The following is a 5031-nucleotide window of genomic DNA, read 5'->3' as shown; positions in this document are numbered from 1 at the left end:
CACCCAGGCACTTCTCCGCCTGGCCCGACAGCGCATCAACGTGCTGTTCGCAATGCTCCGCGACGGCACCATCTACGAACCCCGAACCCCACGCCTCGCTTGACGAAAGACATAGAGGCACCCCCCCCCGTTACCGTCTTCGTTGGCTCCGCAATGGGGCCTCCGGCCTTCGGGTCCGGCATGACTTCCCCCTCCTGTTGTTGATGACCCGGGGGGTGGTGTCACTGGGTCCACCGGCTTCACCCGAGCCGGAAGAGCTCTCCGTAACGTGGATGCGACACCTCGGTGCCCAGGCAGGCCGGACGAGAACGTGACCGGAGGGGCCTGCACGTGATCGACACCGGCGACATCGACGTCTTCCTCCGCCTGGACGTCGGCAACACCGCCGTCACCCCGGCCGGCAAGAAGGCGTTCGACAAGCGACTGCCCAACACCGAACCCAAGCTCCGCGAGCTCTTCTCAAAGCTCCAGGCCAAGCACGGAACGGTGCTGGTGGTTGGTGGTGGTCGACCAGCCGGCCTCGATCGGCGCCCTGCCGCTGGCGGTCGCCAGGGACATGGGGTGCCCGTTTGACTATCTGCCGGGTCTGACGATGCGACGGATCGCCGAACTCTATCCCGGTGAGGCGAAGACCGATGCGAAGGACGCGTTCGTCATCGCGGACGCGGCCCACGCGATGCCGCACAGGCTGCGGGCCATCGACGGCGAGGACGAGATGATCGCCGAGCTGGAGATGATCGTCGGCTTCGACGACGACCTGGCGGGCGAGGCGACCCGGGTCGCCAACCGCCTGCACAGCTTGTTGACCCAGATCCATCTTTCGCTGGAACGGGTACTGGGGCCGCGTTTGCAGCACCCAACCGTCCTGACCCTGCTGGAGCGGTTCGGGTCACCGGCCCAGATACGCAAGGCTGGCCGACGGCGCCTGCTCACCCTGTTACGGCCGAAGGCTCCAAGGATGGCCGAGCGGCTGATCGAGGAGATTTTCGCCGCGCTGGACGAGCAGGCCGTCACTGTTCCGAGGACCGAGGCGGCCGCGCTGATCGTCCCGAGCCTGGCCAGCTCGCTGACCACCGTCCTTGACCAGCGGAAACTCCTGGCCGAGCGGATCGAGGAACTCCTGGAGGCCCACCCTCTTTCGAAGGTCCTGAGGTCGATGCCGGGCGTCGGCGTCAGGACCGGAGCCCGCATTCTGATCGAGGTCGGTGGCGGCAGCACCTTCCCGACCGCCGGCCACCTCGCCGCCTACGCCGGTCTCGCCCCGACGACCCGGAACTCGGGCTCCTCCATCCGCGGCGAACAACCGTCCCGGAGAGGAAACAAGCAGCTCAAACGGGCCTTCTTCCTCTCCGCGTTCGCCGCCTTGGGCGATCCGGCATCGGGGGCCTACTACGACAAGAAGATCGACCAGGGCAAGCACCACACCCAGGTCCTGCTCTGCCTCGCCAGGCGCCAGGCCGACGTCCTGTTCGCGATGCTCCGTGACGGAACCTTCTACGAACCCCAACCCGCTCCAGCCAGCTGAGGAGTTCAGACCGCTCGATCAGTCCTCCGGCCGAAGCCTCTGACGAGCCGCCTCAAGCCGCTCCTCATAGTCGGAGGCAAACAGCTCAGGAAGCGTCTTGTCGAGCGTTCCGGCGGTCCTATGAATCGGCGCCCAGACCGCCGGGTCGTCGACAACCTGGCTGAGGTCCGTCATCTGGAGCTTCTCCAGCCAGTGCGACAGCACCAGTGCCTCGTCGCTCGTGAGCTTGATCGTGACCTGGCCATCACTCATGCACACCCCCACGGCTCGGCCTTCCCTCAACCACACGAACCTACTGGCCTTCGACCTTGACCAAACACATAGGGGCACCCCCCGGATGAACACCTTGTATTGCGGGTCGGCTCGGCTCCTTCTACAGCGAGGGTGCGGTGTCGTCGAGCGGTGCGGGGATCGCGGCGTGCTGCCCAGAGGACCGATCACAGCTGGCTATAAGGGCGGGCTCGCCGAGTGAAAGGTGCACATGGCATGTTCGATGTTCACGGGAGGTGACAGCGCCCGGTCCGAGAAGCGCGCCCCCACCTATTGGAAGCTCCATTGATGCGGGTGCTCGGGCTCGGTGGGTCAGGCGAAGATGCTCAGCAGACCGTCTCGGCCGATCGTGAGCTGTGTGGGGCGGCTGTCCCGAAGGTGCTCGGCGACATCCCACTCTTCGGCAGGCATCCAGCTGCCGTTGGCACCGTCCCACTCGTGGCTGTCGACGGTCAGTAGTAGAACCATCGGTGCGGCACAGGCTTCGCAGATCATCGAGTGGGGGTCGGTCGTGTGCCAGGAGGGGAATCCACCCACCCGGCAGCCCTGTGGAATCGACAGATCATGGTGGTAGGTGACCAGCTTGTCATCCAGGCCGCGCTTTTCCGCCTTGCGCTCCTCTGCATCCTCCCAGGCGGCGACCCTTCTCCACAGCCTGGCCGGCAGAGAGCCGGCGTACGGGTAGGTGACGACCTACTCAGGGTGCAGCACGCATGGCTCGGCGATCGCGCCCTCGAAGCCGACCAGCGCGGGCAGCGCGGGCAGCGCGGGCAGCGCCGGAGCATCTAGCGGCACAGCGACCTGGCCGGAACGGCGCCAGCGCACGTGCGGGGCCAAGCCGTAGCGGCTTGGGCCATGTGCCTCGAACGGGCACCAGAGGACCTGGAGCACGTCGCAGCCGTCCGGGCCCGGCGGAAGGCCGGGCACGTCCCTGCGGTACAGCTGGACCAAGCCAATCAGCGGGATCGGATCGGTGTGGGCGATCTCCCGTTCACGGTGCCTGCGGCCGAGATCCTTGAGCAGGGCCCGTTCCTCGTCGTTGGGTCGGTCACGGGCCCATGCGTCGGCGAGCACCTGACGCCCGCGACGGATGTTCGCGATTCGGTATCCACTACTGCGCTTGTGTGGCTCGGTGCAGACCGGCCACGGTTCGTCGGCCGGCCACAGCAGAGGACCGCCGACTGAGCTGACCGATGCGTCCGGACGCCCCGGCCGCGGGTGCAGGCGCGTCGTCACACCACGAAACGCCCCCAACTTTGGAAAGAGGCCTTCAACGTGCACCGGGCGCGGCGGCGTAGTTCTGGTCATGGCGGAAACCCTAAGTCACTGCATCGGCCATGATCACCCGTGTCCGTGCTGTTCGAACTCGTGAGCATTTCGATTCGAGTGAACGGCCTACATGATTCCCGATCTGGTGAACAAGTGCTGCCCGACTCGGGTTCTGGCTCGCTTTCCGTGAAGCGTGCACGTGAGTGGTCGAGCGGTGCTGCGTGGATGAGGTGGGTGAAATCAGCGGAGGGCTGCCTCGAACGCGGATCGGTGGGCAGCGGTGTGGTCGTGGTCGTGTAGGGACCACGCGAAGCGGGAGAGGATTTGTTCCTTGCTGGCCATGCGTGGTTCGGGAGCATGGAGGTGTTGACGCCACCAGTCGGCGTTGCGGGCCTGGCGGTCGAGCATTGCGTCGGTGAGGGTGGTCCGGTCGGTGGCGTTGAGGCCGTAGGCGTCGGCGAGGATTCGCACCTGCGCGGCCTGTGCCTGGGCCCGGGGGGGGGTGCTTGCGCTTGGAGGAGACGCACCACGTCCAGGCCATGTAACCGAGGTCTTCCAGCGGGTGGCCGGGAGCGGCCATGTCGAAGTCGATGAGGGCCGTGGGCCGGTCGTCGCGGAAGACGACGTTGTTTGGGCCTGGGTCGTTGTGGCACACCACTGGGTGGCCCTCAGTGAGGCGGCTGCCGCGAGTGGCCTCGCGGAGCGATCGTGGGAGGACGCCAGCGGCGAGAGCCTGATCGTGGCTCCAGGTCTGGAAGAGGGGCGTTACTCGGCCGGGTAGGTAGCTGAAGACGTCGCGACCGCTGTCGTCGAGACCGAGGTAGCGTGGTGCACCGGTGAATCCCTGGCGTTCGAGGTGGCCGAGCAGTTCGGTGACGAACTCTGAAGCGGCTGTCACGGGTCGTCGGACGGTGTTTCTCACACGTGCGACGCCCGGGGTGATCCGCCCGCCGGGCAACGGGACTTCGCCTTCTGCTTCCTTCATGGCTCCAGCTCGTCGTCCTTAGCATTCCAGACCACCGTCACGGCGCGCGAGCAGCACACGCTTCCGCAGGAGACCGAAGCCGGCACGGCCCAACAGCTGCCTCTTGAGTATCTTGATGCGGTTGATGTGTCCTTGACGCGCCGTCACTGGCACCCACCCACCATCACCAAGCCGGCACATCGCACCGTCGGCCTCTCACAGCGCTATTCCACCGCGGTGAGCGTCGCGTAGACCACGACGTTGCCCTGGTATCCGGTGTGCTCGGCGTAACCGCCCCCACAGGTGATCACCCGCAGCTCGGCCCGCTCGGAGTCGCCGTAGACCTTCTCACTCGGGAAGCTGTCCTTGGCGTGGACCTCCACGGCGTCGACGGTGAAGACCGCCGTGCGCCGGTCCTCCCGGTCGATCTCGATCGTGTTGCCCTTGGCCAGGGCGCCGAGGCCGTAGAAGACGCCGGGCCTGCCGGTCCGCAGGTCCACGTGCCCCGCGGTGATCGCCGTGCCGACGGAGCCGGGCGTCGTACCCCCGCCGTACCAGCCGGCGAGGTCGGGCTCGTCGGCGGGCGGTGGGCGCAGCGCCCCCGCCGAGTCCAGGCTCAGCTTCGTCAGAGGGGCGTCGACCGCGATGGCGGGAATCCGGATCCGCAGGGGTTCGGAGGGCCGCAGCGGCTGCACGGCGGAGTCGGCCGCGGCGGGGCGGCCGGCCGCCGGGGCCTCCGGGGCGGAGAAGGCCTGGCCGGCCGAGGGCTGCGGCGGCTGTCCGTCGTGCAGCGCGCCGGTCATCAGCACCGTACCCACCACCAGGGTCCAGATCAGAAGCCTGACCGACGGGATGCACGGGGGCGGGGAAGCGCTGTCGTCATGCCTGGATGTCATCGCGGTGGTGCCTCTTGCGTGCCGTGAGGTGGGTGCCCCCGCCTCACGGCATGCAAGAGGCACCACCGCGATGACATCCAGGCATGACGACAGCGCTTCCCCGCCCC

The 5031-nt window shown here is 67.3% G+C and carries 5 protein-coding genes and 2 pseudogenes; 1 reads left to right on the top strand and 6 read right to left on the bottom strand.

The window, feature by feature from the left end; translation table 11 throughout:
* Positions 1-330: 330 nt before the first annotated feature.
* A pseudogene (locus K4G64_RS38345) lies at positions 331-1525 on the top strand (IS110 family transposase).
* An 18-nt stretch (positions 1526-1543) separates the two neighbouring features.
* On the opposite strand, the gene K4G64_RS38340 reads toward K4G64_RS38345, so the two are convergent.
* The 6 genes and pseudogenes from K4G64_RS38340 to K4G64_RS38325 all read right to left on the bottom strand — a co-directional run bounded on the left by K4G64_RS38340 (position 1544) and on the right by K4G64_RS38325 (position 4831).
* Positions 1544-1777, bottom strand: a complete 234-nt coding sequence (locus K4G64_RS38340) for a hypothetical protein (RefSeq protein WP_221760475.1) — start codon at positions 1775-1777, stop codon at positions 1544-1546.
* Between the two features lie 330 nt (positions 1778-2107).
* Positions 2108-2263 (bottom strand): hypothetical protein, encoded by a 156-nt coding sequence (locus K4G64_RS41255; RefSeq protein ID WP_308122604.1) that lies wholly within the window; start codon positions 2261-2263, stop codon positions 2108-2110.
* 225 nt (positions 2264-2488) lie between these two features.
* Positions 2489-3103 (bottom strand): hypothetical protein, encoded by a 615-nt coding sequence (locus tag K4G64_RS41250; RefSeq protein WP_308122603.1) that lies wholly within the window; start codon positions 3101-3103, stop codon positions 2489-2491.
* Between the two features lie 201 nt (positions 3104-3304).
* Complete coding sequence (locus K4G64_RS41245; protein WP_308122605.1) at positions 3305-3535, bottom strand: hypothetical protein; 231 nt, start codon at positions 3533-3535, stop codon at positions 3305-3307.
* Between the two features lie 109 nt (positions 3536-3644).
* Positions 3645-4049, bottom strand: a pseudogene (locus K4G64_RS41240) (phosphotransferase); the annotation flags it as partial.
* A gap of 203 nt (positions 4050-4252) precedes the next feature.
* A complete protein-coding gene (locus K4G64_RS38325; RefSeq protein ID WP_221760476.1) occupies positions 4253-4831 on the bottom strand; it encodes a class F sortase in 579 nt (192 codons plus the stop codon).
* Positions 4832-5031 lie beyond the last annotated feature (200 nt).

Source organism: Streptomyces sp. WAC04114, assembly GCF_019733245.1.
Classification (GTDB): domain Bacteria; phylum Actinomycetota; class Actinomycetes; order Streptomycetales; family Streptomycetaceae; genus Streptomyces; species Streptomyces massasporeus_A.
This window is presented reverse-complemented; position numbering and strand designations above follow the sequence as displayed.

Bases quoted from the DNA above. Each gene is read 5' to 3' on its own strand.
- K4G64_RS38340 (WP_221760475.1), bottom strand. From the start codon at position 1,777: ATGAGTGATGGCCAGGTCACGATCAAGCTCACGAGCGACGAGGCACTG.
- K4G64_RS41255 (WP_308122604.1), bottom strand. From the start codon at position 2,263: ATGGTTCTACTACTGACCGTCGACAGCCACGAGTGGGACGGTGCCAAC.
- K4G64_RS41250 (WP_308122603.1), bottom strand. From the start codon at position 3,103: ATGACCAGAACTACGCCGCCGCGCCCGGTGCACGTTGAAGGCCTCTTT.
- K4G64_RS38325 (WP_221760476.1), bottom strand. From the start codon at position 4,831: ATGACCGGCGCGCTGCACGACGGACAGCCGCCGCAGCCCTCGGCCGGC.